26 protein-coding genes are annotated in these 26,380 nt (G+C 73.2%); 10 read left to right on the top strand and 16 right to left on the bottom strand.

Annotation, left to right across the window (positions count from 1 at the left end; translation table 11 throughout):
- Positions 1–21: 21 nt before the first annotated feature.
- The 3 genes from ASG76_RS15855 to ASG76_RS15845 are packed head-to-tail and all read left to right on the top strand — an operon-like array spanning position 22 to position 3,485.
- The gene (locus ASG76_RS15855; RefSeq protein WP_157559157.1) at positions 22–1,554 is read left to right on the top strand and encodes a hypothetical protein; all 1,533 of its coding nucleotides are present in this window, start codon (positions 22–24) and stop codon (positions 1,552–1,554) included.
- 60 nt (positions 1,555–1,614) lie between these two features.
- A complete protein-coding gene (locus ASG76_RS15850; RefSeq protein ID WP_056605534.1) occupies positions 1,615–2,136 on the top strand; it encodes a SigE family RNA polymerase sigma factor in 522 nt (173 codons plus the stop codon).
- Positions 2,130–3,485 carry a hypothetical protein gene (locus tag ASG76_RS15845; RefSeq protein ID WP_056605531.1) on the top strand — a complete coding sequence of 452 codons (1,356 nt, stop codon included), beginning with the start codon at positions 2,130–2,132 and terminating at the stop codon, positions 3,483–3,485. The genes ASG76_RS15850 and ASG76_RS15845 overlap by 7 nt, the downstream gene beginning before the upstream one ends.
- 94 nt (positions 3,486–3,579) lie before the next feature.
- On the opposite strand, the gene groL is transcribed toward ASG76_RS15845, so the two are convergent.
- Together groL and groES are read right to left on the bottom strand one after the other, a co-directional pair.
- Entirely contained in the window at positions 3,580–5,202 is a 1,623-nt protein-coding gene (groL, locus tag ASG76_RS15840) for a chaperonin GroEL (RefSeq protein ID WP_056605528.1), read from the bottom strand.
- A gap of 80 nt (positions 5,203–5,282) precedes the next feature.
- Positions 5,283–5,576 (bottom strand): co-chaperone GroES, encoded by a 294-nt coding sequence (gene groES, locus ASG76_RS15835; protein ID WP_056605525.1) that lies wholly within the window; start codon positions 5,574–5,576, stop codon positions 5,283–5,285.
- A 240-nt stretch (positions 5,577–5,816) separates the two neighbouring features.
- On the opposite strand from groES, the gene ASG76_RS15830 reads away from it, so the two are divergent.
- A complete protein-coding gene (locus tag ASG76_RS15830; RefSeq protein ID WP_056605522.1) occupies positions 5,817–6,992 on the top strand; it encodes a class I SAM-dependent methyltransferase in 1,176 nt (391 codons plus the stop codon).
- Positions 6,993–7,016: 24 nt separating this feature from the next.
- On the opposite strand, the gene ASG76_RS15825 is transcribed toward ASG76_RS15830, so the two are convergent.
- Together ASG76_RS15825 and ASG76_RS15820 are read right to left on the bottom strand one after the other, a co-directional pair.
- The gene (locus tag ASG76_RS15825; protein ID WP_056605519.1) at positions 7,017–8,603 is read right to left on the bottom strand and encodes a glycoside hydrolase family 3 protein; all 1,587 of its coding nucleotides are present in this window, start codon (positions 8,601–8,603) and stop codon (positions 7,017–7,019) included.
- 351 nt (positions 8,604–8,954) lie between these two features.
- A complete protein-coding gene (locus tag ASG76_RS15820) occupies positions 8,955–9,251 on the bottom strand; it encodes a hypothetical protein (protein WP_056605517.1) in 297 nt (98 codons plus the stop codon).
- A gap of 287 nt (positions 9,252–9,538) precedes the next feature.
- Between ASG76_RS15820 and ASG76_RS15815 the strand changes: the two genes are divergently transcribed.
- The gene (locus ASG76_RS15815) at positions 9,539–10,240 is read left to right on the top strand and encodes a helix-turn-helix domain-containing protein (RefSeq protein ID WP_162254127.1); all 702 of its coding nucleotides are present in this window, start codon (positions 9,539–9,541) and stop codon (positions 10,238–10,240) included.
- Between the two features lie 28 nt (positions 10,241–10,268).
- Here the strand turns inward: ASG76_RS15815 and ASG76_RS15810 are convergent, their stop codons facing one another.
- On the bottom strand, positions 10,269–10,889 hold the full coding sequence (locus tag ASG76_RS15810) for an MBL fold metallo-hydrolase (RefSeq protein ID WP_082587631.1): 621 nt from the start codon (positions 10,887–10,889) through the stop codon (positions 10,269–10,271).
- A 5-nt stretch (positions 10,890–10,894) separates the two neighbouring features.
- Complete coding sequence (locus ASG76_RS15805) at positions 10,895–12,013, bottom strand: S-(hydroxymethyl)mycothiol dehydrogenase (protein WP_056605508.1); 1,119 nt, start codon at positions 12,011–12,013, stop codon at positions 10,895–10,897.
- A 146-nt stretch (positions 12,014–12,159) separates the two neighbouring features.
- Here ASG76_RS15805 and ASG76_RS15800 point away from each other — a divergent pair, with 146 nt between their 5' ends.
- Together ASG76_RS15800 and ASG76_RS15795 are read left to right on the top strand one after the other, a co-directional pair.
- A complete protein-coding gene (locus ASG76_RS15800) occupies positions 12,160–12,696 on the top strand; it encodes a SigE family RNA polymerase sigma factor (protein ID WP_056605505.1) in 537 nt (178 codons plus the stop codon).
- Positions 12,693–13,895: a hypothetical protein gene (locus ASG76_RS15795; RefSeq protein ID WP_056605502.1), complete on the top strand. Its 1,203-nt coding sequence runs from the start codon at positions 12,693–12,695 to the stop codon at positions 13,893–13,895. Before ASG76_RS15800 ends, ASG76_RS15795 begins: the two co-directional genes overlap by 4 nt.
- Here ASG76_RS15795 and ASG76_RS15790 read toward each other — a convergent pair.
- Positions 13,892–14,509: a hypothetical protein gene (locus ASG76_RS15790; protein WP_056605499.1), complete on the bottom strand. Its 618-nt coding sequence runs from the start codon at positions 14,507–14,509 to the stop codon at positions 13,892–13,894. The genes ASG76_RS15795 and ASG76_RS15790 overlap by 4 nt on opposite strands.
- 94 nt (positions 14,510–14,603) lie before the next feature.
- Here ASG76_RS15790 and ASG76_RS15785 point away from each other — a divergent pair, with 94 nt between their 5' ends.
- Together ASG76_RS15785 and ASG76_RS15780 are read left to right on the top strand one after the other, a co-directional pair.
- A complete protein-coding gene (locus ASG76_RS15785; RefSeq protein ID WP_056605496.1) occupies positions 14,604–15,011 on the top strand; it encodes a hypothetical protein in 408 nt (135 codons plus the stop codon).
- A gap of 4 nt (positions 15,012–15,015) precedes the next feature.
- Positions 15,016–16,386, top strand: coding sequence for a hypothetical protein (locus tag ASG76_RS15780; protein ID WP_056605493.1), 1,371 nt, complete (start codon positions 15,016–15,018; stop codon positions 16,384–16,386).
- A 76-nt stretch (positions 16,387–16,462) separates the two neighbouring features.
- Here ASG76_RS15780 and tsaD read toward each other — a convergent pair whose 3' ends face one another.
- The 9 genes from tsaD to glmS are packed head-to-tail and all read right to left on the bottom strand — an operon-like array spanning position 16,463 to position 25,321.
- A complete protein-coding gene (gene tsaD, locus ASG76_RS15775) occupies positions 16,463–17,509 on the bottom strand; it encodes a tRNA (adenosine(37)-N6)-threonylcarbamoyltransferase complex transferase subunit TsaD (protein WP_056605490.1) in 1,047 nt (348 codons plus the stop codon).
- Entirely contained in the window at positions 17,502–17,957 is a 456-nt protein-coding gene (locus ASG76_RS19305; RefSeq protein WP_056605487.1) for a GNAT family N-acetyltransferase, read from the bottom strand. The genes tsaD and ASG76_RS19305 overlap by 8 nt, the downstream gene beginning before the upstream one ends.
- Complete coding sequence (tsaB, locus tag ASG76_RS15765) at positions 17,954–18,592, bottom strand: tRNA (adenosine(37)-N6)-threonylcarbamoyltransferase complex dimerization subunit type 1 TsaB (RefSeq protein ID WP_056605484.1); 639 nt, start codon at positions 18,590–18,592, stop codon at positions 17,954–17,956. Before tsaB ends, ASG76_RS19305 begins: the two co-directional genes overlap by 4 nt.
- A 10-nt stretch (positions 18,593–18,602) precedes the next feature.
- Positions 18,603–19,493, bottom strand: coding sequence for a tRNA (adenosine(37)-N6)-threonylcarbamoyltransferase complex ATPase subunit type 1 TsaE (gene tsaE, locus ASG76_RS18865; RefSeq protein ID WP_082587596.1), 891 nt, complete (start codon positions 19,491–19,493; stop codon positions 18,603–18,605).
- Positions 19,490–20,560, bottom strand: a complete 1,071-nt coding sequence (locus tag ASG76_RS15755) for an alpha/beta fold hydrolase (RefSeq protein WP_056605481.1) — start codon at positions 20,558–20,560, stop codon at positions 19,490–19,492. Before ASG76_RS15755 ends, tsaE begins: the two co-directional genes overlap by 4 nt.
- A complete protein-coding gene (gene alr / locus ASG76_RS15750) occupies positions 20,557–21,708 on the bottom strand; it encodes an alanine racemase (protein ID WP_056605478.1) in 1,152 nt (383 codons plus the stop codon). The genes ASG76_RS15755 and alr overlap by 4 nt, the downstream gene beginning before the upstream one ends.
- Before the next feature lie 8 nt (positions 21,709–21,716).
- Positions 21,717–23,117, bottom strand: a complete 1,401-nt coding sequence (locus ASG76_RS15745) for an NAD(P)H-hydrate epimerase (protein ID WP_157559155.1) — start codon at positions 23,115–23,117, stop codon at positions 21,717–21,719.
- Positions 23,118–23,120: 3 nt separating this feature from the next.
- The gene (locus ASG76_RS15740; protein WP_056605474.1) at positions 23,121–23,474 is read right to left on the bottom strand and encodes a holo-ACP synthase; all 354 of its coding nucleotides are present in this window, start codon (positions 23,472–23,474) and stop codon (positions 23,121–23,123) included.
- Between the two features lie 2 nt (positions 23,475–23,476).
- A complete protein-coding gene (gene glmS, locus ASG76_RS15735) occupies positions 23,477–25,321 on the bottom strand; it encodes a glutamine--fructose-6-phosphate transaminase (isomerizing) (protein ID WP_056605471.1) in 1,845 nt (614 codons plus the stop codon).
- Positions 25,322–25,386: 65 nt separating this feature from the next.
- Here glmS and coaA point away from each other — a divergent pair, with 65 nt between their 5' ends.
- Positions 25,387–26,367, top strand: coding sequence for a type I pantothenate kinase (gene coaA / locus ASG76_RS15730; protein WP_056605468.1), 981 nt, complete (start codon positions 25,387–25,389; stop codon positions 26,365–26,367).
- Positions 26,368–26,380 lie beyond the last annotated feature (13 nt).

The raw sequence follows: 26,380 nt of genomic DNA, 5'->3' as shown, positions 1-26,380 counted from the left end.
ATGCTCTGGGACAGTGTCGCCATGGGCTTCTCCCGCGTGGTCTGGCTGGCAGCCGTGGCCGCGTTCGTGGCCCGCTTCCCCTCGCTGCTGTGGCCGCTGCGCCCCGACGAGGCGGGCTTCCTGCTGGTCGCGCGCTCGTGGCACCCCGAGCCGGACTCGCTCTACGGGCACTACTGGGTGGACCGCCCGCCGCCGGTCATCTGGCTCATCCGCGCGACCGACGCGGTCGGCGGGGCCTACACGCACCGGCTGGTCGGCGCGATCGGCTGCGCGCTGCTGGTGCTGGCCGCGGCCGCGGCGGCGCGGGAGGTCGCGCGCCGCGCGGGTGTGCCGGACCCCTCCGCCGTCCACCGGCTCACGGGCTGGGTGGCCGTGGCGACCGCAGCCCTCGTGGGCAACGCGCAGATCGACCCGGTGGCCGCCAAGGGCGAGCTGTTCGGCATCCCGCTGGTGCTCGCCTCCTGCTGGCTCTCGCTGCGCGCCGTGCGACGCGTCTCCCACGCCGACGCCTTCTGGGCCGGCCTGCTCGCGATGCTCGCGGTCGGGATGAAGCAGAGCATCGTCGGCGGGCTGGTCTTCGGGGGCGTGCTGCTGCTCGGCTCGGTGCTGGCGCGCCAGCTCACCGGGCGCGTCGTCCTGCGGTGCGCCGCCGCTGCCGTTGCGGGCGCCGCCGTGCCGGTGGTGGTGGTCGTGGGCTGGGCGGTCGCGAGCGGCGTACGGCTCGGGGAGCTGTGGTACGTCACGGTCACGTTCCGCTCCGACGCCAGCCGCGTCATCGCCGACCAGGGCTCGCACGGCGCGACCAGCCGGATCTCGGTGCTGCTGCTGGTCTTCCTCGGCACCGGGATGGTGCTCGTGCTGGCGAGCCTCCTCCTGCGCCTGCCCGCACTCGTGCGCCACGACGCGGTGCTGGCCGCCTCCGTCACGGCCGCGGTGGGCGTGGACCTGCTGGCCGTCGCGGTGAGCGGCAGCTTCTGGACGCCCTACCTCTTCGTGCCGATCCCGTCGCTGGTCCTCGCGCTCGCCGCCGTGCTCGCCCGCGAGCACCTCGACCCCGCGCCGCACCGCACCACGCTCGTCGCCGTGGTAGCGGTCGTCGTCTCCAGCGCGGTGGCCCTCGTCGGGTGGACCGGCGCCTGGGTCGCGGGCCGGGTGCCGGTCGAGGTGCGCACCGGGGAGGCCATCAACGCCGCCGAGCGCCCCGGCGACCGCGTGCTCGTCTACGGCGGCCGCGCCGACATCCAGTGGGCGAGCCGGGCGAGCTCGCCCTACCCCTACCTGTGGTCGCTGCCGATGCGCACCCTCGACCCGGGCCTGGACGACCTCGAGTCGGTGCTGACCGGCAGCGACCCGCCGACCTGGTTCGTCGAGGCCACCTTCATCAACACCTGGAGCGAGCTGGGCACCCGGCCGATCGAGCGCAACCTGATCCGGAAGTACGAGCTCGTGGGCACCGCGTGCGACCGCTACCGCGTCTACCACCTCAACACCGTCGACCCGGCGCACCTCGACGTCGACTGCAGCACGCCCTACCGCACGATCTGGGGCGAGTGAGGGTGCCGCGTGCAACCTCCGGGCGCCCCCACCACGTTGGTGGGGGCATGGAGCAGAGCAGTGCGTGACGAGGCGGCCTTCGTCGAGTTCGCGCAGTCGGCCCGCGACCGCCTGCGGCGCACGGCCTACCTGATGTGCGGCGACTGGGACCAGGCCTCGGACTTCGTCCAGGAGGGCCTGGTCCGGGTCTACGTCCGGTGGCCGCGGCTGGTGCGCAACGGCGGCGAGCTGGCCTATGCCCGCAAGGCGGTGACCAGCGCCTTCCTCGACCACGCGCGACGCCGGTCCAGCACCGAGCGCCCGCAGGAGGCCGACCCCCCGGCGGCCTCCGGCGAGGACGTGGCGGCTGCGGTCACGACGCGGGCGGCGCTGATGTCGGCGCTGGCGGACCTGCCGCCGAGGCAGCGCGCCTGCGTGGTGCTGCGCTACTTCGAGGACCTCTCCGTGGCCGACACGGCCGCGCTGCTCGGGTGCACCGAGGGCACCGTCAAGAGCCAGACCTCACGCGCACTGTTCTCGCTCCGCGCCGTCTTAGACGACTCGCCTTCCGGCGACCTGAGCGAAGGAGCCGTGTCATGGTGAACGAGCTGCGCGACCTGATGCGCGACGCTGTCGCCAGCCCACCGCACGACCACGGCGACCCGGCCGGGCTGGTGGCAGCAGGGCGCCGGCGCGTCCGCGTGCGGCGCACCGTGGCCGTGGCCGCCACCTCCCTGGCGGCCGGGGCGATCGCGCTCAGCTCGGTGGCGTGGCTCGACCCGAGCGCGCCCGACCCGGCCGCGGCCGGCGTGCCGCACGCGGACGGGCCCACCATCTCGCTGTCCGGGGCCCGCCCCGCCGTCGTGGGCACCGACTACCGCGAGCTGGCGACGTACACCAACGAGGACCTCGAGTCGGACAACGGCGAGTACTTCGACGGCGTCACCGACGACGGGCTGGTGCTCCTCCGCGAGGGCGCGACGGTGACGCGCCATCGCGAGCGCTTCGCCCTGCTGGACCCCGCGACGGGCGAGAAGGAGTGGCTGCCGGACCGCCCCGGCGCCGGCCAGCAGTCGTGGGCGCTCGAGCTCGGCGAGGACCGCCTGGTGCTGATGCGCCTGGTGAACGACGACGGGATGGCGGTGCGTCCCGAGGTCGACGTGCTCGACCGCACGAGCAGCACCTGGCGCAGCGTCCGCTGGCCGACGCTGCCCGCCCAGGACGACTTCCCCACCGTGCGCATCGGCCCCGACGGCCGGGTCTGGGCCACCGTGCTGACCAGGCCCGGGCGCGTCCCCGACGGCGGGTGGCCCGTCGGGCCGGACGGGGAGGCGGACGACGCCGACGCCGAGGGGTCCGTGGGCTCGCTCTGGTCGATGTCGATCACCGACCCGGGCGACGTGCGCGACGAGGGCCTGCAGGTCGGCGACTTCGGCTTCGACGGCGACCGCCTGGTGTGGACCGACTCCTCCAACGGCGCCGCCGGCGACGTGCACGTGCGTGACCTGTCGACCGGGGAGGAGACGTCCTTCGACCCGCGCCTCGGTGCGCGGTGCAACCTGCTCGGCCTCGACGTGGCGGGCGGTCGCATCGCGATGACGCAGTACTGCGGCACCTACGACGGCGGCGTGCGCGACGACCGGGTGCAGGTCGTGACCACCGAGGGCGAGCAGGTCGTGACGGTCCAGGCCAGCGGCGTCGACGGCGGCGACCTGGTGGCCGGCGGCGACTACCTCACCCTCACCGCGTACGACCGGGCGACGGGCGGCACCTACCTCTACGACTTCGAGGACGGACGGCTGCTGCGCCTCGGCGAGGGCATCTCGAGCTGGAGCGTCGCCACGGGCCCGACGCCGGGCGACCAGCTCCTCTGGACGACCCCCGCGGGCCGGAAGGTGGCGACGTTCGGGCGCAGCGGAGCGACCGCGCACCTGGGCGAGATCATCCGCTGACGCCCGCGCACCGGGGAGCCACAGACGGCGACGGCCCGCCCCGCCGTGAGGCGGAGCGGGCCGGACGAGCCGTGGCTGGTGTCAGTGACTGGGGTCAGTGACCGTGGCCGTGACCGTGGCCGCCCGCGGCGGCGGGCTCCTCGTCCTCGGGCTTGTCCACGATCAGCGTCTCGGTCGTGAGCAGCATCGCGGCGATGGAGGTCGCGTTGACGAGCGCCGAGCGGGTGACCTTGACCGGGTCGATGACGCCCTGGGCGACCAGGTCGCCGTACTCCTCGGTGGCGGCGTTGTAGCCGTTGCCGACGCCGAGCTCGCGCACCTTGGACGTCACGACGTAGCCGTTGACGCCGCCGTTCTCGGCGATCCAGCGCAGCGGCTCGTCGGCCGCCTTGCGGACCACGCGCACGCCGGCCGCCTCGTCACCGGTCAGGCCGAGGTTGTCCTCGAGCACCGACACGGCGTGGATGAGCGCGGAGCCACCGCCGGGGACGATGCCCTCCTCGATCGCGGCGCGCGTCGCGGAGACGGCGTCCTCGATGCGGTGCTTCTTCTCCTTCAGCTCCACCTCGGTGGCGGCGCCGACCTTGATCACGCACACGCCGCCGGCGAGCTTGGCGAGGCGCTCCTGGAGCTTCTCGCGGTCCCAGTCGGAGTCGGTGTTCTCGATCTCGGCCTTGATCTGGTTGACGCGGCCCTCGACGGCGACGCTGTCGCCGGCGCCGTCGACGATCGTGGTGTTGTCCTTGGTGATGACGACACGACGCGCCTGGCCGAGGACCTCGAGACCCACCTGGTCGAGCTTGAGCCCGACCTCGGGGGCGACGACCTGGCCGCCGGTGAGGGTCGCGATGTCCTGCATCATCGCCTTGCGGCGGTCACCGAAGGCAGGGCTCTTGACCGCGGCGACGTTGAACGTGCCGCGGATCTTGTTGACCACCAGTGTCGAGAGCGCCTCGCCCTCGACGTCCTCGGCGAGGATGAAGAGCGGCTTGCCGGTCGCGATGACCTTCTCCAGCACCGGCAGGAGCTCCTGGATCGAGGAGATCTTGCCCTGGTGCAGCAGGATGTAGGGATCGTCCAGCACGGCTTCCATCGACTCCGGGTCGGAGACGAAGTAGGCCGAGATGTAGCCCTTGTCGAACTGCATGCCCTCGGTGAACTCGAGCTCGGTGCCCATGGTGTTGGACTCCTCGACCGTGATCACGCCGTCCTTGCCGACCTTGTCGAAGGCCTCGGCGAGCAGGTCGCCGATGTGGCTGTCACGGCTGGAGATCGTGGCGACGGACGCCATGTCCTCGCGGGACTCGACCTCGCGGGCGGCCTCGCGCAGCGCGTCGCCGACGGCCTCCGCGGCGGCGTCCATGCCCCGCTTGAGACCCATCGGGTTGGCGCCGGCCGCGACGGCGCGCAGGCCCTCGTGGACCATCGCCTGGGCGAGCACGGTGGCGGTGGTGGTGCCGTCACCAGCGATGTCGTTGGTCTTGGTGGCCACCTCCTTGGTGAGCTGGGCACCGAGGTTCTCGAAGGGGTCGTCGAGCTCGATCTCGCGCGCGACGGTCACACCGTCGTTCGTGATGGTCGGCGCGCCCCACTTCTTGTCGAGGACGACGTAGCGGCCCTTGGGGCCGAGCGTCACCTTGACGGCGTTGGCGAGGGCGTCGACGCCGCGCTCGAGGGCGCGGCGGGCGTTCTCGTCGAACTCCAGGATCTTGGGCATTGCTGAGCCTCTCTAGAAATCAATGAACCTGACGTGCCTGGTGCCCGGCCGGCACGGGGCCGGCCGGGCTGCCAGGTGCGTCAGGAGACGACGGCGAGGATGTCGCGGGCCGAGAGGATGAGGTACTCCTGGCCGGCGTACTTGACCTCGGTGCCGCCGTACTTGCTGTAGATGACCTTGTCGCCCACCGCGACGTCGAGCGGGACGCGGTTGCCGTTGTCGTCGATGCGGCCGGGGCCGATCGCCACGACCTCGCCCTCCTGGGGCTTCTCCTTGGCCGTGTCCGGGATGACCAGGCCGGAGGCCGTGGTCTGCTCGGCTTCGAGCGTCTGGACGACGATGCGGTCCTCGAGGGGCTTGATGTTGACCGACACTTCGGATCAACCTCCACTTTCTCTGCACGAGATTCTTCAGGATCCCGGACTCTGGTGGTCCGGGGCTCCCAGGACGTGGGCTCGCGGTCCGGCGGCACGCCGTCGCGGGGGTCGTGCCAGGCTCGCGAGCGTTGGCGCTCTCGGGTCGAGAGTGCCAGAACAGACGCTAGCACTCTCCCCAATCGAGTGCTAGCCGGTCCGGCGACCGGGCCGCAGCGCCCGCCCTGACAGGATGCCGGGGTGGAGATCGAGACGCTGGACTGGCTGCAGACCCCCGACGGCGAACGCCTCCTGGCCCACGCCTCGCAGGCCTGGGCCGACCACGCGGGTGACCCAGTGCGGGTCGCGAGCGTCGTACGTCGCCTCGAGACCGACCCGGAGAAGGCGGCCGCCGCGACGACGCAGGTCCAGCTGCGGCTGCGGGCCGCCGCCAAGTTCGGCGAGGCGGCCGCGCAGATGTTCTTCACCCCCGACGCGCTCGAGCAGGCCACCCGGACGCGGGTCGCCGACCACCGCGCCGCGCGCCTGGCAGCCGCCATCCCCGGCGGGAGCGTGGTCGACCTCGGGTGCGGCATCGGTGGCGACCTCGTCGCGTTCGCCCGCGCGGGGCTCGTGGCGGCGGGCATCGACCAGGACCCGGTCCGCGTCGCCATGGCGCGCGCCAACCTCGCCGCCCTCGGGCTGCCCGGCGCGGTCCAGGTCGCCGACGCCACCACCGTGGACGTGAGCGGCTTCGGCGCCGCCTTCGCCGACCCGGCCCGGCGCGGCGGACGCGGTCGGGTCTTCGACGTCGACGGCTGGACGCCGCCGTGGCCGTGGGTGCTGCAGCTGCTGCGCCGTCGCGCGCTGGTGAAGGTCGCGCCGGGCATCGGGCACGACGTGGTGCCGGCCGGCGTCGAGGCCGAGTGGGTCAGCGACGGGGGCGAGGTGAAGGAGGCCGTGCTCTGGTCGCCCGACCTGTCGACCACCGACCGGCGCGCGACCGTCATCGGCGCGGCAGGCCTGGCGACCCTGACGCAGGAGGACGACCCGGGCGCCGACGTCCGCGCGGTCGGCGCCTACCTCTACGAGCCCGACGGGGCGGTGATCCGCGCAGGCCTGGTGACCGCGGTGGCCGCCGGGGTCGGCGGCGGCCTGCTCGACCCGCACATCGCCTACGTCACCAGCGACGACTCGTTCCGTACGCCGTTCGCGCGGGGCTACCGCGTTCTCGAGCACCTCCCCTACCGCGAGAAGCAGCTGCGGGCCGCCCTGCACGAGCGCGGCATCGGGCGACTGACGATCAAGAAGCGCGGCGTGCAGGTGGTGCCCGAGGAGCTGCGCAAGCGGCTGGCGCTGCGGGGCGAGGCGGAGGCCACGGTCGTGCTGACCAGGGTGGCCGGGCAGGGCACCGCGTTGCTGGTCGAGCCGTTCTGAGGCCCGCCGGTCCTGAGCGCCCCGTCAGCAGCCCTCACGGGCCACGCCTGCGACCTTGACCGGCAGACGACCGGGTGCGGGTGCCGCGCCGACGAGCACGTCGACCAGCGCGTGCATGGCGCCCGGGCTGTCGCCGTAGGTCGCGATGCGGGTCGGTGCGCCGACCCGCCCCAGGACCCATGGGCTGTCGGTGGCGACGGCGACGGTCGCGTCGACAGGTGCGTCGTGGAAGCCGGTGAACCCCACCTGGGTGCCGGCGGCGAGCCGCGCGTCCTCCCGGGCGCTCCAGGCGTCGAGGCGCCGTGTGCGACGGGCTTCTGCGCGCTCCCACCTGGTGACGCGCTTGTTGAAGGCCCGCTTGGTCTCCCGCTTCTTGCGCTCGGGGCGCGGTGACGCATCGGTGAGGTCTGCGGGCGGGGAGCGCCGGAGCAGCACGGTGATGCCGGCCGCCTGGGCCGCCGGGACGAACGCTCCGACCGCGCCCACGTCGCCGTAGGCGTGGACCACGTCTCCGACGAGCCGGCCCGCGCAGGGCCCGTCCGTGACCGTGATCGCTGCCGCCGACAGCTCGCGCGAGGCCGACCGCGCCGAACCCACCGGCCGGCCCTTCGCACCGGCGAGGTGCGTGAGCAGCGCGATCTGGCGGGCCGCCGCCTGCTCCAGGCGCCGACGCGGGAGCGCGCCGGTGCGCACCGCCCGGACCAGCGCTGCCCGTGCCACCGCCGGCGAGGGCGGCATCAGCAGCACGTCGGCCCCGGCCCGGACGGCCTGCACCGCGGTGCGTCGCGGATCACGACCGCGCGTCACGCCGGCCATGTCGAGGGCGTCGGTGACGACGAGGCCGGCGAAGCCCAGCTCGTCGCGCAGGAGGCCGGTCACGACGGGGCGCGACAGCGACGAGGGGACGCCGGGGTCGACGGCGCGGACGTCGATGTGCCCGACCATCACCGCCGGGAGCCCCGCCTGCACCGCGCCGCGGAAGGGCACCAGGTCGCTCGCCTCCAGCGCCTCGAGCGACTTGGTCTGCACCGGGAGGGTGAGGTGGCTGTCGGCCGGCACCGAGCCGTGGCCAGGGAAGTGCTTGATCACCGGCAGCACCCCCGCATCGGAGAAACCTCCGGCCGCGGCGACGACCTGCTCGGCGACCGTGGCCGGTCGCGACGACGCCGAGCGCGAGCCGATGGTCGGGTCCCCCGGTCCGGAGGTCACGTCCGCGTCGGGCGCGAAGTCGACGGTGAAGCCCAGCCCGCGCAGCTCGGACCCGCTTCCGGCGTACGCACGCCGGGTCAGGCTCGCGTCGCCGGCCGCGCCGGCACTCATGAAGGCCGGGAACCGGGTCGCGGCGCCCCGCAACCGCTCGACGACACCGCCCTCCTGGTCGACGCCCAGGAAGAGCGGCCACCTGCGCCGCACCTGCCGGGTCAGCCTCGCGTTGACGCTCGCGACCTGGGCAGCGGAGGTCACGTTGGCGTCGAAGGCGATCACGCCGCCGAGGTGCAGGTCGCGCACCATCTGCACCGGCGCCGCGGTCCCCTGCCACTTCGCGACGATCACCTGCCCCGCCAGCTCCTGCAGCCGCATGCGCCCGACGACGGTCGCAGCGCGGTCCATCTCGCTGCGCTCAGGACCCCAGCCCTCGCTGAGACCGAGCTTCTCGGAGGGTGACGGAGGAACGGTGGGCGTGCTCGTCGCGGTGGCGTCCCCAGCCGCGCCCGCGCCACCCCGGACGGACGGGTCGTCCGCCCCGGTGCAACCCACGAGCGAGACCAGGAGACCCCCGGTCGCCAGCAACGCCGTCCCGCGGCCCGGCGCACCACGTGACCTACCGCGCGGGACCCTGGACAGCATCCGCTCATGGTGGCACGCGCGCTGATCAGCGTCCGTGGCGGTCCGGGCGCTCCCACGACTGCACCTCCACGTCGTGCTCCGGCGACCCGGACGGATAGAGGTAGGCGCACCCGATCACCGCGCCGCTAGAGGGCTCGAGGGCTCGAGAACCGTGAACGTGAATCCGCGCCGCGCCTCGAAGTCAGCCGCGTGCCGCCCGAGGTCAGCGAGGTTCTCGCTCGACGTCATGCCCGCGACCGGCGGCCAGCTGCCGTCGGGATAGCCCGGGGTGGACCTGATGTGCTCCACGCTGGAGGACCAGGCCGCGAGGTCCGAGTCGTTGTGCTGCGGCCCCAGCGGCTCGAGCCGGAACTCCGCGGTCACGAGCCGGGTCGGTGGCACGAAGCCGGTCGGTGCGAAGTCACTGCTCATCCTGCGACCGTAGGCGCGCTCCGGTCTCCACGCTGCTCGACATGAACCGGCGACCCACGCTCGCGGCTGAGTCGGTCAGCGACTCAGACCGCAGGCGCCCCGACTGTTGCGCCTGAGTCGGCGAGCGACTCAGTCGAGAGCGGCGGAACGGTAGGACGCGGGCGAGGGCCCCTGCCCTGGGGTTGTGGATGACAGCGGGGCGTTTGTCGGTGCCGGCAGCTGTGATGGATGGACGGCACGGGCCAGACGACACGACGGCGGACAGACGGGTGCACCAGGACATGACGATGCTGGACGGGACGACGCAGGACGGGACGACGCAGGAGGCATCGGCGTACGACAGCGCGACACCGGGAGGGGGTGCGCCGGCCATGCGGACGATGGACGAGTGGACCCCGGGCTGCGGGTGGAGCGCGGACGAGGTCGAGTGGTACCTCATGGGTCCGTTCGAGGGCGGCGTGCCCGGGCTCGTGCGCCGCGTCCGACGCATCCTCGACGTGTCCCAGCGCGGGCTGGCGGCCCTCATCGGGGTGTCTCAGTCGGCGGTGGCGCGGTGGGAGACGGGCCGCACCAGCCCGCGGGTCTGCGTGCTCGAACAGCTGCTGGGGCTCGCCGGGCTCCGCGGCACGGTGAGCGACGTCGCGAGCGGCGAGGTGGTCGAGCCGATGCGCGACGACGGCGCCCGCGACCGGGGCGGGCGGCGCTACCCCGCACACGTCGACCTTCGGGTGACCGGCTGGTACGTCCCGCGCGGGCTCGACTGCACGGCCGAGGCGGGCCTGTGGCGACGACGCTCGCGTGCACGGAAGGACCCGGCGGTCCGTCACCACACCTCGGCCTACCTGCGCTGGCGCGCGCGCCACGCCCTGGGCACGCCGGTCGACCACCCGGCGGACTTCCAGCTCGTGGCGGAGGCGGAGCACCTCGACGAGGCCAGGTCCGCCGCGCTGGCTGCCCATGCCGGTTGGTCGCGCCCCCGGGCGGCGTAGGACCGGCCGCCCGGGTCGCGACCCGACGTCACGCGCCGAGGGACTCCTTCTCGGCGCCGATCGTGGTGTCAGGGCCGTGGCCGGTGTGGACGACCGTCTCGTCGGGCAGGTCGAAGAGGCGGCGCCTGATCGACTCCTCGATGAGCTCGGAGTCGCTGTACGAGCGCCCGGTCGCGCCCGGTCCGCCCTGGAAGAGGGTGTCGCCGGTGAAGACGCACCCGAGGTCGTGGACGTAGAGGCAGACCGCGCCGGGCGCGTGGCCCGGCGTGTGGATCACGGTCACGGCGGCACCGCCCACGGTGAGGTTCTGGCCGTCGGCGAGGTCGACGTCCCAGAGCTCGGCGCCCTCCTCGTCCCCGCCGTGCGTGAGCTCCCAGAGCGGACGGTCGTCGGGGTGCAGCAGGATCGGGGCACCGGTGGCGACGCGCAGCTCGGGCGCGACGCGTACGTGGTCGTCGTGCGCGTGGGTGCACACGATGGCCTTCACCGTCCTACCGCCGACGACCTCGAGGATCGCCTCGACGTCGTGGGGAGCGTCGATGACCAGGCACTGGTCGTCGTCGCCGATCACCCAGACGTTGTTGTCGACCTGGTGGGTCTCCCCATCGAGGCTGAAGGTGCCGGAGACGACGGCGTGGTCGACGCGCAGCGAGGTCACAGGACCACCACCGAGCGCAGCACCGAGCCTTCGTGCATCTTGTCGAACGCGGCCTCGACGTCGTCGATCCCGATCTCCTCGGTGACGAACGCGTCCAGGTCGAGCCGGCCCTGCTGGTAGAGGTCGACCAGCATCGGAAAGTCGCGCGAGGGCAGGCAGTCGCCGTACCACGACGACTTCAGCGAGCCGCCGCGGCCGAAGACGTCGATGAGCGGGATCTCCGGCACCTTCATGTCCGGCGTCGGTACGCCGACCAGGACCACGGTGCCGGCGAGGTCGCGCGCGTAGAAGGCCTGCTTCCACGTCTCGGGACGGCCCACGGCGTCGATGACGACGTCGGCGCCACCCTCGTGGCCGGTGCCGTCCGGCGGCGGCGTCAGTGCACGGATCGCCTCGACCGGGTCGGTCTCCTTCGAGTTGACCGTGTGGGTGGCACCCATCTTCTTCGCGGTCTCGAGCTTCCGCTCGTCGATGTCGACGGCGATGATCTTCGAGGCACCGGCCAGGGCCGCGCCCGCGATCGCGGCAGCACCCACGCCACCGCAGCCGATGACGGCGACGGTGGACCCGCGGCCCACGTTGCCGGTGTTGATCGCCGCTCCCAGTCCGGCCATCACGCCGCAGCCGAGGAGGCCGACAGCGGCCGCGCGGGCCGAGGGGTCGACCTTCGTGCACTGGCCCGCCGCGACGAGCGTCTTCTCGGCGAAGGCTCCGATGCCCAGGGCGGGCGACAGCTCGGTGCCGGCCAGCTCACCCTCGGCCAGCGTCATCTTCTGGGTGGCGTTGTGGGTGGCGAAGCAGTACCACGGCTCCCCGCGGTCGCACGCACGGCAGCTGCCGCACACGGCCCGCCAGTTGAGCACCACGAAGTCGCCCGGGGCCACCGAGGTGACGTCGGGGCCGACGGCCTCGACCACGCCCGCGGCCTCGTGGCCCAGCAGGAACGGGAAGTCGTCGTTGATGCCACCCTCGCGGTAGTGCAGGTCGGTGTGGCACACGCCGCAGGCCTGCACCTTCACGACGGCCTCGCCGGGTCCCGGGTCGGGGACGTTGATGGTGGTGAGCTGGACCGGCTCGCCCTTGGCGAGCGCGACCACGGCCTTGACCTGCTGCATCGGTGACTCCTCTGGGTGGGGGGTGCGACGAGCCTTGCAACGCGACCCAAACAGATGCAACCCCGCACGAGGCAGTCGCGTCCTCATCCCGACACGCCACACAGGAAACCGAACGGGGGTGCAGGTTGACCACGACACTCGTCGACATGGGAACGCAGGACCGACGCCGCGACAAGGACGCCGACTTCTCGGCGTACATGTCCGCGCGCCAGCCGGCGCTCTACCGCACCGCCTACCTGCTCGCCGGCGACCACGCCGGCGCCGAGGACCTGCTCCAGAACGCCTTCGCCAAGCTCTACCTGTCGTGGGACAAGATCCGCGACCGGGAAGCCCTCGACGGCTACGTGCGCCGGATCATGGTCAACGAGAACAACTCGCTGTGGCGTCGCGCCTGGAAGCGCCGCGAGCACACCACCGACACGATGCCGGAGACCGGCACCCACGACGCGTACGACGACGGCATGGGGGGCCAGGTCTGGTCGTTCGTGCAGACGCTGCCGCCCAAGCAGCGCGCGGTGGTCGTGCTGCGCTACTACGAACAGCTCAGCGAGGCCGAGATCGCCGATGTCCTCGGGATCTCGCCGGGCACGGTCAAGTCGCAGGCCAGCCGCGCGCTTGCTGCCCTGCGCGCCCGCGCCCCCCAGTCGCTCAACCCCCACGAGTCCGGAGACGAGGCACGATGAACACTCCCCTCGAGGACCGCGTCCACGACGCCCTGCACCGCACGGCAGACCCGCTGCAGCGCGCCCCCTTCACCGTCGGCGACGTCCGCACCCGCGCCCGCCGCATCCAGCGTCGCCGGGCCGTCGCGGCAGGGGCCGCCGTTGCGGCGGTGCTCGCCGTCGCCGTGCCGTTCGGGCTGACGATGACCGGGCCCGCGCAGCGCACCGAGGTCCCGCCCGCCACGCAGACGCCGAGCTACGTCGGTCAGGTGACGATCGACCCCCGCAGCGCCGAGGTCAGCGCGACGCCCGCCGGGGTGCCGCTGCTCGACCTGTCCGTCCCGTCGGTCTCCGCCGGCAGCGCCCAGCTCGACCTGCCCAAGCCCTACGAGCAGCTCACGCCCTACCGGGACGGCTGGATCGGCACGCTCAACGTCGACGGCGACTACGTCGTCGACGTCCTCGACGACTCGTTCACGGTCCTCGACGAGACTCCCGGTGCCAGCCCACTGGTCGTCTCCCCGGATGGCCAGCGGGTCGCCTCGACCTTCGACGCCGGGGACCACTGGTCGGTCATCAACAGCGACGTCGCGGGCGAGGAGCTCGAGCGCCCGTGGGCGTCGGTCCCCGATGGACCGGTCGGCACCGTGGTGACGCCGGTCGGCTTCGTGTCCGCGGACGAGGTGCTCGTCTCACGACTGGACGGCGGCGACGGGACCTTCTCCTACTACCTCGCCGACGGCGACCAGCTCGAGCCGCTCCCTTGGCTCGACCAGCCGACCAGCGCGTCGCCCGTCACCGGGACGATCGCCGCCCAGGACGACTCGTGTGCGGCCGTCCTCGACGCGCACAGCTCCTCGGGCGCAGCGCTGTGGCGCACCTGCGACCACGTGCTCGGCCCGTTCAGCCCGGACGGCTCCCTCGTGGTCGGCTTCACCCCGACGCCCGGCGGCGACTACCCCGGTCTGTCGCTCCTCGACGCCGCCACCGGCGCGAGCCGCGTCGACTTCCGGGTCACCATGCCGAAGCGCCACGTGGTGGGCATCGCCTCGCAGGTGGTGTGGGAGGACGACGAGCACCTCCTCGCCGTCTACACCGACAACGCCGACCAGTACGTCGTACGCCTCGGCGTGGACGGCAGCGTCGAGCGCGTCGCCGGACCGGTCACCGTCGAGTCGGGCGAGTACGCCCTGCGGCTGACCCCCGGCGACGTCGGCTAGTCGAGGTCGGTCTTGAAGCTGGCGAGCAGGCTGTCGATCACCTGCTGCTGCTCCTCCTCGCTGAGGGTCTCGGGGTAGGCGTCGACGTAGATGGTGATGTCGACCAGCCACGCCGAGTCGAGGAACATGATCCCGAAGTCGTGCTTGATCTCAGAGGGGTCCGTGGTGGTGTCGATGACGTGCCAGGCGCTGTACTTCCCGCCCGCGACGACGTCGTCCTGACGGACCTTGACCTTCGGGCCGCCGTGCTCCTTGATCCACTCCTTCGCGAACGCGTCGAGGGACCTGGCACGGGTCAGGCTGGGGGCGAACGACAGCGAGCTCTGACCGTCGTTCCAGCCCTGCACGATGCCGTAGTCGTTGAGGTGCTTGTAGGTCGAGAGCGCGCGCATGCTGGCTCCGGGGACCTTGACCAGGCCACCGTCGGCGGGCTCGACGACCTCGGTGGTCGGGACCTCGACCGGCGAGGGCGACTCCGAGGCGCTGGTGGAGGACGTGTCCGGCGGGCTGTCACCGGCCTCGGGGTCGTCGCTCGACGAGCCGCACCCGGCGAGCAGCGTGAGCAGGACGGTGGCGGCCGCGAGCGAGCACCGACGAGTTCCCCGAGACGTCATGACCCGGAGCGTAACGGCCGGCCTCGACAGTGCTCGCGGCAGCGGATCGTCATAGGGTGGTTTTGGTTCTGTGATCAGGGGGAAAGGACAGACCATGCTGCCGTTGGAAGACCGTGAGCTGCTCAACCAGACGATGGTCGGGCTCAACATCGATCCCGAGACCGTGTCCTCGCTGCTGGCGTCGTTCGACAAGGCCGCCGAAGGCGTCGCGTCCAACCCGGTGATGCCCGTGCAGAGCGCCTCCTTCGGCGACTCCTACACCGGTGGCTACCGCCTCGGCACCAACGCCGAGATGGCCCACCAGGCGGTCGCGCAGGCGCTGCTCGACATGGCCGCCGGCCTGCGCCAGATGGCCTCGGTGTTCGGCGAGTTCACCCTCGACGTCGCGAAGACCACCGAGCAGACCACTGCGACGATGCAGCGCATCCAGGCCGCCACCGACTGCGTGGCCGCGCCGACCTTCAGCGCCGACCAGTGCTCGCTGCCGACCGAGGAGGGCTGAGACCATGACCAAGGGACCCCGACGGATCGTCCTCGACCAGTACCTCGACTCGGCTGCGGAAGGCGTCATCAAGAACGCCGGACGCGACTGGAAGGAGAAGGCCGACGACCTCCAGGAGCTCGGTGACGCGTTGAAGCAGGCGGCCCAGCAGGCCGAGCTCCGCATCGGCGAGCAGACGCTCACCGGGCCGGCCATGCGGGCCAGCATGGAGGAGATGTCGACCGCGATGGTCACCAAGTCCGCCCAGCTGCGGGCCGCCGGAGAGGCGCTGCGCGTCGTCGGCGTGCAGATCGCCGACACCCGCGAGGCACGCGACTCGATGAAGGACCTCGGTGAGAAGCCGGCTCCCTACCAGGCGCCCGCGGGCACACCTGGCGTCGAGCTCAACCAGGACGAGATCCAGGCGCAGGCCGACGCCTCGGCCGCCCGGCAGGCTGAGCGCTCCTCGTGGCAGACCGCCTACGACAAGCAGGAAGCGCGCTCGCTGGCGCTCACCAAGGACATGGACGCGGCGTTCCTCGCCGCGATCCCGCCGATGCAGGAGATCCACGGTCAGCAGGACCCGACCGAGCCTCCGCCGGACGTGCCGTCCGGCCCCGGTGGGACCTACCTCCCCGGCACCGAGGCGCCCGCGCCCACGGGCGGCGGCGGTGGTGGTGGCGACGGGAGCCAGGGCCACCTCGTCCTCCAGCACCACGGGGAGCTGGTGATGGAGCCCACGGAGACCACCACCCCGACCACGCACCCGCCGAAGAACCCGATCACTGTCATCGAGACGTGCGAGTGGCCGCCGCCGGTGACCGAGCCGCCGACCCACGTCCACACCACCCACCCCGAGACCGGGTCGACGACGCCCTCGACGACCGTGTCGGGCACCTCGCAGAGCGGCGTGACCTACCAGGGCCCGAGTGCCGGGACGTCGATGACGTCGTCCTCGGGCGGCGCTCCCGGCACCTCGGCGGCCGCGCTCGGCGCCGCAGGTGCGGCCGGCGGCGCCAGCGGGATGGCCGGCTCGATCCGCCCGGGCTCCATGCCGGCCGCCGGCACGGGCTCGGCCCGCGCGATCGGCTCGACGTCTCGCGCGGGCGCACCGGGAGCGCTGTCGCGCACCGCCGGCTCCTCGAGCAGCGCGGCACGCAGTGCGGGCAGCGCGTCGAGCCGCGGCGCAACCGGGTCGTCCCGCGGCGCGGCCGGTGCCCGCGGAGCGGGCGGGGGGTCGGGCTCGCGTGGCTCGAGCGGGGCCCGCGGCGCCGGTGGTGCCGGTGGACGCGGCGGGCGCAAGGGCGAGCGCGAGCAGGTCTCCGACCGCGACCGGCTCGTCTACGACCAGGACTGGCTCGGCGACGACGACGTCGCGCCGGGAGTGCTCGACTGAGGCCCACCTGCCACAGCCGCGCGTGATGCAGGTCCCCGCTCCCGGGCGGGGACCTTCGTCATTCCCGGAGGAAGGCTCAGGCCACGACGGTGGTGATGGGCTGGGAGGAGTCGGCCGGCAGGTCGAGCAGGGAGGGCGTACGCCCCCGCGCGACGAGCTCGGCGCCGAGCGCGGCGACCATGGCGCCGTTGTCGGTGCACAGGCCCGGTCGCGGCACCCGCACCCGGATGCCGGCAGCGGTGGCGCGCTCCTCGGCCATGGCCCGCAGCCTGCTGTTGGCCGCGACCCCGCCGCCGATGAGGATGTCGTCGATGCCGCGGCTGGTCGCTGCGTCGATGGCCTTGCGCGTCAGCACGTCGCAGACCGCCTCCTGGAACGACGCGGCCACGTCGGCGACGTCGATGGTGGCGCCGGCACGCTGCTGCGCCTCCACCCACCGCGCGACAGCCGTCTTGAGCCCGGAGAAGGAGAAGTCGAAGCGGTGCCGCTCCATGTCGCGACGGCTGGTGAGCCCGCGCGGGAAGTCGATGGCGACGCTGTTGCCGCTGCGCGCCTGCTTGTCGATGTGGGGGCCGCCGGGGAACGGCAGCCCGAGCAGCCGGGCCACCTTGTCGAAGGCCTCCCCCGCCGCGTCGTCGATCGTCGAGCCCATCGGCTCGACGCCGACCGTGACGTCGGTGACCTCCAGCAGGCTCGAGTGTCCGCCCGAGACGAGCATGGCCAGGCACGGCTCGGGCAGCGGGCCGTGCTCGAGCTGGTCGACCGCGACGTGGGCGGCGAGGTGGTTGACGCCGTAGATCGGCTTGCCCAGGCCGAGGGCGAGGGCCTTGGCGCTGGCCACCCCCACGAGCAGGGCGCCGGCCAGGCCGGGGCCGCTCGTGACGGCGATGGCGTCGACGTCGGAGAGCGCGATCCCGGCCGTCTCGGCGGCGCGCTCGATCGTCGGGACCATCGCCTCGAGGTGGGCGCGGCTGGCGACCTCGGGCACGACGCCGCCGAAGCGGGCGTGCTCCTCGACGCTGCTGGCGACGGTGTCGGCGAGCAGGGTGTGGCCGCGCACGATGCCGACCCCGGTCTCGTCGCAGGAGGTCTCGATGCCCAGGACCAGCGGCTCGTCAGTCATGCGGGGTCGCCGTCTGCGCACGGGCCGCGCCGGGCAGCCAGCGGCACATGACCAGCGCCTCGGACCCGTCGCGGTAGTAGTGGGGTCGTACGTCGATGACGCTGAACTGCCGCGCGACGTAGAAGCCGAGCGCTGCGGCGTTGGAGACGCTCACCTCGAGCAGCATCCGCGAGGCGTCCTCGGTGTCGACGAGCAGCTCGTCGAGCAGGCGGGTGGCCAGGCCGCTGCGCCGCGCCTCGGGGCGTACGCCGATGCGCAGCAGGTCGACGATGTCGCCGGCGGTCATCGTGACGGCGTAGCCCGAGAGGTCGTCGGCCACGACGAAGCGACGCCCCGGACCCTCGATCTCCTGGCGGATGAGCGTCTCGCCCCAGGCGTCGGCACCGAAGAGCTCCTGCTCGAGCGCGGCGAGGGCCGGGAGGTCGGCCAGGACAGCGGGACGGATCACGAGACAGGCTTTCTGGGAGCGCCGGCGACCGCGTCGGGACGACGCAGGTAGAGGGGTTCGGGGTCGAGCAATCCTACGAGCTCCGCGCTCACGCCCGCGGCCAGCCAGGCCGCGCTCGGCCGCTCGGGCGCGACCGCGTGCGGGAAGTGCTCGGGGTAGAGCAGCGGACCCGCGCCGGCGACCGGGGCGTCGGTGGCGACCTCGGCCGGCTTGGTGACCACCGGGCCCTCGAGGCGGCGCCCGTCGGCGTCGTAGGAGGCGAGGTAGACCTCCTTGCGCCGGGCGTCGGTGGCGACGAGGAAGCCGCCGTCGACCGCGCCGGTGCCGACGACCTCGAGCGCGACGGCGTCGAGCGAGCACACGCCGTAGACGGGGAGCTCGAGCACCATGCCGAGGGTGCGCGCGGTGACGACGCCGACGCGCAGGCCGGTGAAGGGGCCCGGACCCACCCCCACCGCGATGGCGGTGAGGTCCTGCCGCACGATGCCGGCGTCCTTCAGGCACCGCGCGATCAGCGGGGCGAGGTGCTCGCCGTGCTTCATCGGCGCGTCGGAGGAGTGCTCGACCACCACCCGGTCACCGTCGTGGAGGGCGACGGTCACCAGCGGGGTGGCGGTGTCGAAGGCGAGGAGCACGGCGTCGAGGTTACTGTCCGACGACCCAGCGCAGGCAAACGCGGCGAGGATCGAGCTCGTCGTCGGCCGGGGCGTCGCCCACGGCCCGCTCGATGACCACCTCGAGCCGTGAGTCGGCGAGCGACTCAGCGAGTCCCGCGCCCCACTCGACGACGGTGACGGCGTCGTCCAGGGACGCGTCGAGGTCGAGGTCGTCGAGCTCGTCGAGACCCCCGAGCCGGTAGGCGTCGACGTGCACGAGGTCGGGCCCGCCGGTTAGGGAGGGGTGGACCCGGGCGATGACGAACGTCGGCGACGTGACGCCGCCGCGCACCTGCAGGCCGGTGCCGAGGCCCTGGGTGAAGGTGGTCTTGCCGGCGCCCAGCTCGCCGGTGAGGACGACGAGGTCGCCCGCGGCCAGGCTGCGCCCGACCCGCTCCCCCAGCGCGCGCATCGTCTCGGCGTCGGGGGCCTCGAAGTCGGTGTCGAGGGCGAGGGACAGCTCGACGTAGGGCGTGGAGCGTCCGGTCTCGACGAAGCCGTGGCGCTCCCAGAAGGCCACCGTCTCCGGCAGCTCCTCGCGGGCGACGACGACGAGCGCGGCACGACCGACGGCTGCCTGCTTCGCGGCGCCGACCAGGGCGGTGGCCACGCCCCGCCCCTGCGCCGACGGCACCACGCCGAAGCGGCGGAGCACCAGGCCGGCAGGCACCACGTCGAGGACCGCGCAGCCCACCGGGGCGTCGTCGATCGTCGCCAGCAGGCCGCCGCGCACGGCCAGCAGCCGGGCGATCGAGTCGACGTCCTCCCCCAGCGCGTCGGCCGGCGGGTCGAGGGGCGGGCGCGCACCGAAGGCCTCGCGCACCACGGCCAGGACGTCGGGGGCCGCCTCGGGACCGACACGGCGTACGACGACGCTCATGGCTGCTCCTCCCCGTGGGCCTGCGCGAGCGAGATGAGGTCGTCGAGCTCGGCGGTGACCTCCTTGTGGCGCTCGAGCAGCACCATGTGCCCGGCGCCCTCGACCTCGAGGAGGCTGGAGCCGGGGATCTTGCTGTGCAGCTTGCGGCTGTGGCCGACCGAGGTGATCTTGTCCTCGGTGCCGCAGATGATCGAGGTGGGCACTCGGCTGAGCGGCTCGAGGTGGTCGAAGTGGTCGAGGGTCGCGAAGGCGGGGTAGAAGTCGGCCACCACCGCGAAGGGGGTGGCGTTGAGCATCGAGTAGACGAACTCGACGTGGGAGGCCGGCACGTCGTCGCCGAAGGCGTAGCGGTCGGTCACCACGTCGGCGACCGCGTGGCCCCAGACCCGGGCCAGGTCGACGACCTTGTGCCCCCGGTCGAGGGTGCGCACCGCGCGGCCCACGAAGCGTCCGCCGAGCCCGAGCGGCAGCATCGGGAACAGGATGCGGCCCGGGTCGAGCCCGCCCGCCGTCGTCGAGATCAGTGCGGCACCCACCACGGTGTCGCCGAAGAGGTCGGGGTGCTGCTGGGCCAGGGAGATCACGCTCATGCCCCCCATCGAGTGGCCCACGACGACGCAACGCCCCGGCACCGTGTGCTCGATGACCCGGCGCAGGTCGTGGCCGAGCTGCTCGATCGTGCAGTGCTCCTCGCCGGAGCGCGCGGACCTGCCGTGGCTGCGCTGGTCGTAGAACACGGTGCGCACCTGGCCGCGGTAGGCCGCGCGCTGGAAGTGCCAGCTGTCGAGGTTGAGGGAGTAGCCGTGGACGAAGACCACGGTGAGGTCGTCGTCGGTGGCGGGTGCTCCTCCGAATTCCTCCGGCTCGTCGATCTCGACGTGCAGGTCGACCGCGTCGTCCGTGACGACGACGCGGCGCGCGCTGTGCAGAGCGCCGAACTCGACCTGCTCGCCGGCCGCGCGGTTGCCGATGACGCGGTTCTGCCGGGCGATCCCGACGGCACCCGCGGCGGCGGCGAGTCCCGCCGCGCCGACGACGGTGCCGAAGATGCGTCCCTTGATGCTCACCGGTCTCCTCCTGCGGTCTCGTCGGCGTCGACGAAGCGCCGCGACAGGCGTCCGCCCACGCGCGTCACGATCTCGTAGCTGATGGTGCCGACGGCGTCGGCCCAGTCCTGGGCGGTGGGCTCCCCGAGGTCACCGGGGCCGAAGAGCACCACCTCGGTGCCCGGGGGCGGCAGCTCGCCGTCGAGGTCGACGACGAGCTGGTCCATGCAGACCCGGCCGCGGATCGGGCGACGCGAGTCGCCGACCCACACCGAGGCGGTGTTGCCCGCCGCGCGCGGGATCCCCTCGCCGTAGCCGGCGGGCACGACGCCGACGGTGGTGTCCTCCGGGGCGTGCCAGGTGTGGCCGTAGGAGACGCCCTCGCCGGCGGCGACCTCCTTGCTCATCAGCAGGCGGGCACGCACGGTCATCGCCGGGCGCAGGCCCAGGCGCGGGCTGACCCCGGGCGCGGGGTCGAGACCGTAGGTCGCGATGCCGCACCGCACCAGGTCGAAGTGGGCCGAGGGCCGCAGGATCGCGGCCGCCGAGTTGGCGAGGTGGGCGACGTCGGGGTCGAGGCCGGCCGACGCGGCGAGCGACAGGGCGTCGCGGAAGGCCGCCTCCTGCGCGTCGTTGGCCGGGTGGGCGGGCTCGTCGCTCGCGGCGAGGTGCGACCAGATGCCGCTGACGGTGATCCGGCCCTCGCGCTCGAGGTCTCCGGCCACCGCGAAGAAGTCGTGCCACGCGGCGCGCGGCGCACCGCCCCGCGACAGCCCGGTGTCGACCTTGAGCTGCACGCGCGCCGGGCCGACGGCGGCGATCTCCTCGAGCTCCTCGACGGAGTACGCCGTCACCTCCACCCCGGCGGCGACCGCGGCGGCGAAGTCGTCGCCGGGAGCGCTCAGCCAGCACAGCAGCGGCCCCCGGTCACCCGCGGCGCGCAGCGCCAACGCCTCGTCGATGGTGGCGACGCCCAGCCAGTCGGCCCCGGCGTCGCGCGCGGCAGCGGCCACCTCGACCATGCCGTGGCCGTAGCCGTCGGCCTTCACCACGGCCATCAGCGCGACCGGGCCGTCGACGGAGACGAGGTCCTTGAGGATCCGCACGTTGTGGCGCACGGCAGCGAGGTCCACCACGATCTCGGCGCGCGCAGGCACGGGATCGCTCATGCCATCGATCATCCCAAACCTGCGAGCGTCTCGCGGACGACCTGCGGGATGTGGACCGCGACCCGGCCGGCCGTCAGCGGCCCGCCGGCGGACGCCCGCGTGGCCGCGGCACCATGCACCCACGAGCCCACCGACGCGGCGTCGTAGGGCTCCAGGCCGGCCGCGAGCAGCGCGCCCACCAGCCCCGCGAGCACGTCCCCGGCTCCGGCCGTGGCCAGCCACGGCACACCGGTGGTCGTCGCGCGCACCCGGCCGGCCGGGTCGGCGACGAGCGTGTGGTGGCCCTTGAGCAGCACCACGCAGTCCCAGCGGGCCGCGGCGTCACGGGCGAAGCCGAGCGGTGCGGCCTCGACCTCGGTGCGCTCGACGCCGAGCATCGCAGCGAGCTCGCCGGCGTGCGGGGTGAGCACGCTGCCGGGCAACGGGCCGTCGACGTGCTGCAGCGCGTCGGCGTCCACCACGAGCGGCACACCGTCGGCGCGGGCCTCGGCGAGCATCGTCGCCGCGTCGTCACCGCCGCCCGGACCGACGACCCACGCCTGCACCCGACCGGCGCCGACGACCTCGGGGTGGGCGCTGCGCACGGTGTGCGCGATCGCGTCGGGCCCGACGTAGCGGACCATGCCGACCAGGCCGGTGTCGGCACCGGCGACCGCGAGCAGCGCGGCGCCGGGATAGGTGCCCGAGCCGGCGCGCACGCCGACCACGCCGCGGGAGTACTTCTGGGCGAACGGGCCCGGTCGCGGCAGCAGACGTCGTACGTCGTCGGGCTGGAGCGCCGCCACCACGGCCTCACCGAGCGCCTCGTCGTCGAGGCCGAGGTCGACCAGGTGGAGCGCTCCGCACGCCGCGGAGGCGGGGTCGACGAGGTGGGCGACCTTGTGGGTGCCGAAGGTGACCGTGAGGTCGGCCCGGACGTGGGGCCCGTCGAGCCGGCCGGTGTCGACGTCGACGCCCGACGGCACGTCGACCGAGACCACGGGCACCCCGGCGAAGCGCTCCAGCGCCGCGACCGAGGCGGGGTCGAGCCCCGGGCGACCGCCGATGCCGACGATGCCGTCCACCACCACGTCGAGGGCGGGGTCCAGGGCGTCGAGGTCCCGGGTGGCGCGGCCGCCGGCGGAGCGCAGGGCTCGCAGCCCCGCCTCGTGGGCCCGCTCGGAGAGCAGGAGTGCCTCGACCCGCGCGCCCCGTCCCGCGAGCCTGGCCCCGGCCCAGAGCGCGTCACCGCCGTTGTCACCCGGTCCCACGAGCAGCAGGACGCGGCGCCCGTAGGCCCCGCCGAGCAGGTCGAGCACCGCGGCGGCCAGGCCGGCGGCGGCCCGCTGCATCAGGGCGCCGTCGGCCAGCGCGTCCATGGCGGCGCGCTCGGCACGGCGTACGTCGTCGACGGCATGCGCCCGGAGCACGGCCTAGCCCTCCAGCACGACGACCGCGGAGGCGATGCCGGCGTCGTGCGAGAGCGAGACGTGGACGTGCGCGACCCCCAGCGCATCGGCCTGCGCCGCGACGGTGCCGCGGATCTCGAGGCGAGGCCGACCGGTCTCCTCCGAGACGATCTCCGCGTCGTGCCAGGCCATGCCGACCGGTGCACCGAGCGCCTTGGCCATGGCCTCCTTGGCGGCGAACCTCGCCGCCAGCGAGGCGGGCGGACGCGTCGCCTCGGCGTCGGTGAAGAGCCGACCGCGCAGGGCCGGCGTGCGCTCGAGCGACTGCACGAACCGGTCGATGTCGACCACGTCGATGCCCACGCCGATGACGGGCACCGTCACTCCACCGTGACGGACTTGGCGAGGTTGCGCGGCTGGTCGACGTCGTGGCCGAGCTGGGTGGCCAGCTCGCACGCGAACAGCTGCAGCGGCACCACCGCGACGAGCGGCTGGAGCAGCACCGGCACCTGCGGCAGCGTGATCAGCACGTCGGCGTAGGGCGTGATCGTGGTGTCGCCCTCCTCGGCCAGGCACAGGGTGCGGGCGCCGCGCGCACGCACCTCCTGGATGCCGCTGAGCATCTTGTCGTGGAGCTGGTCGCGGCCGCGGGGCGGCACGACGCACAGGATCGGCAGGCCCTCCTCGACCAGCGCGATCGGACCGTGCTTGAGCTCGCCGGCGGCGAAGCCCTCGGCGTGGAGGTAGGCGATCTCCTTGAGCTTGAGCGCACCCTCGAGGGCCACGGGGTAGCCGGCGTGGCGGCCGAGGAAGAGCACCGAGCGGCTCCCGACGTGGTCCCGGGCGAGGGAGTAGACCTCCTCGGACTTCGCCAGCACCGTCTCGATGTGGGCCGGCATCTGCTCGAGCTGGTCCATCACCTGCGAGATCTCGTCGCCGTAGCGGGTGCCCTTGACCTGCGCGAGGTAGAGCGCGAGCAGGTAGCAGGCGACGAGCTGGGTGAGGAAGCCCTTGGTCGAGGCGACGCCGATCTCCGGGCCGGCGTGGGTGTAGATGACGCCGTCGGACTCGCGCGGGATCGTCGACCCGTTGGTGTTGCAGATCGAGAGCACCTTCGAGCGCTGCTCGCGCGCGTGGCGGATCGCCTGGAGCGTGTCGGCGGTCTCGCCCGACTGGCTGATCGCGACGACGAGGGTGTCGCTGGTGAGGATCGGGTCGCGGTAGCGGAACTCGCTGGCGAGCTCGACCTCGACCGGGATGCGGCACCAGTGCTCGATGGCGTACTTGGCCACCATGCCGGCGTAGAACGACGTGCCGGCCGCGATGATGATGATCTTGTCGACGTCGCGCAGGTCCTGGTCGGACAGGCGCATCTCGTCGAGCTGCAGCAGCCCGTCGGCGCCTCGGCGCCCGAGCAGCGAGTCGGCCACGGCGCGCGGCTGCTCGAAGATCTCCTTGCGCATGAACCAGTCGTGGCCGTCCTTCTCCGCAGCCGAGAGGTCCCAGTCGACGTGGTAGCGCCGGCCCTCGGCCGGGGTGCCGTCGAAGCCCGAGACGCTGACGCCGTCGCGGGTGATGGTCACGACCTGGTCCTGGTCGAGCTCCATGGCCTCGCGGGTGTGCTCGATGAAGGCCGCGACGTCGGAGCCGAGGAAGTTCTCCCCCTCCCCGATGCCGACGACCAGCGGCGAGTTGCGCCGGGCGGCGACGACGCGGTCGGGGTCGTGGGCGTCGACGGCGACGAGGGTGAAGGCACCGCGCAGCCCGCGGCACACCTGCTGCATGGCGACGGTGAGGTCGACGCCGGTCTCCAGCTGCTCCTCGAGCAGGTGGGCGGCGACCTCGGTGTCGGTGTCGGACGCCATCTCGACGCCCTCGGACTCGAGGCGGCCCCGCAGCTCGGCGAAGTTCTCGATGATCCCGTTGTGCACCAGCGCCACGCGACGCGCGCGCCCGAGGTGGGGGTGGGCGTTGCGATCGGTCGGCGGTCCGTGGGTGGCCCAGCGGGTGTGGCCGATGCCGGTGGTGACCTGCGGGAGCGGCGACTCGGCGATGGCCTTCTCGAGGTTGGCCAGCTTGCCGGCGCGCTTGTCGGAGACGATCGCCCCGTCCTGCACCAGGGCGATCCCGGCGGAGTCGTAGCCCCTGTACTCCAGGCGCCTGAGGCCCTCGATCACCACGGCCTCGGCCGGCTTGTCACCCACATATCCGACGATTCCGCACATGGCCGGGGAGTCTATCGGCAGGCCGCTGCACGCCTGCGGCCCGTCGCGGTGCCACAATCGCACCCATGTCCGAGGTCGCGTCGCCCTCCAACGGCGGGTCCAACGGCAATGAGGCCTCCCCCTACGTCGAGCTCGAGCGAGCCGCGTGGGCCCAGCTCGCCGGCACGGCCGAGACCGCGCTGACGCCCGAGGAGGTCGTGCGCCTGCGCGGGCTCGGCGACCAGCTCGACCTCCGCGAGATCGAGCAGGTCTACCTGCCGCTCTCGCGCCTGCTCAGCCTCTACGTCGCGGCCAACTCGCGCCTGCACCGCGAGCAGGAGGAGTTCCTGCACCGCGTCACCCCGCCGCGTACGCCGTTCGTCATCGGCCTCGCCGGGTCGGTGGCGGTCGGCAAGTCGACCACCGCGCGCGTGCTGCAGCAGATGCTCGCCCACTGGCCCGAGCACCCCAACGTCGCGCTGGTCACCACCGACGGCTTCCTGCTGCCCAACGCCGAGCTCGAGCGCCGCGGCCTGCTGCACCGCAAGGGCTTCCCGGAGTCCTACGACCGCCGGGCGCTGCTGAAGTTCGTCATCGACATCAAGTCCGGCCGCGACGAGGTCGAGGCACCGATCTACTCCCACCTCGTCTACGACGTCGTGCCCGAGGAGAAGGTCGTGGTGAAGCGGCCCGACATCGTGATCGTCGAGGGGCTCAACGTGCTGCAGCCCGCCCGGGTGCGCGAGGACGGCCGCACGGGGCTGGCGGTCAGCGACTTCTTCGACTTCTCCGTCTACGTCGACGCCGCCCTGGCCGACATCAAGCGGTGGTACGTCGACCGCTTCCTGCGGCTGCGCGAGACGGCCTTCCGCGACCCGGCGTCGTACTTCCGCAAGTACGCCGCACTGTCGCACGACGAGGCCGTCGACCAGGCCACCCGCATCTGGGACTCGATCAACGAGCCCAACCTCGTGCAGAACGTCGCCCCGACCCGCTCGCGCGCCAACCTCGTGCTGCGCAAGGACACCGACCACTCGGTGCGCTACGTGCGGCTGCGCAAGCTCTGAGTCGTAGGCACCT

This window comes from Nocardioides sp. Soil774 (assembly GCF_001428125.1).
Taxonomy (GTDB): Bacteria; Actinomycetota; Actinomycetes; order Propionibacteriales; family Nocardioidaceae; genus Nocardioides.
The sequence above is the reverse complement of the archived record's forward strand: the minus strand, read 5'-3'. Positions and strand labels throughout refer to the sequence as shown.